At 66.3% G+C, this 315-nt stretch carries 1 protein-coding gene; it reads left to right on the forward strand.

The annotated features are described in order from the left end of the window. Positions 1 to 315 (forward strand): Ig-like domain-containing protein (locus B447_RS21650; protein ID WP_004249919.1); only part of this gene is annotated, 315 nt, incomplete at both ends.

A 315-nucleotide genomic window follows, 5' to 3' on the forward strand; every position in this document is an offset into this window, starting at 1 on the left:
GACACGCTCGCACCGAGCGTCAACGTCACCATCAACCCCAACGGCACCGTCAGCTTCGTGTTCAGCGAAGCCCCGGTGGGCTTCGAGGCTGCAGACGTCGTTGTGACCAACGGCAGCATCAGCAACCTCGTCCAGGACCCGACCGACCCGACGCGCTGGACGGCCGATCTGACCCCGGCCGCGGGTTTCGAGGGCAACGTCACCGTCGAAGTCCCCGCCGGCAGTTACACCGACGTCGCCGGCAATGCCGGTAGCGGCGATAGCGACAGCACGGCAGTCGACACGCTCGCGCCGAGCGTCAATGTCACGATCAAC

Origin of the sequence: Thauera sp. 27, assembly GCF_000310125.2 — a bacterium.
GTDB lineage: Bacteria > Pseudomonadota > Gammaproteobacteria > Burkholderiales > Rhodocyclaceae > Thauera > Thauera mechernichensis.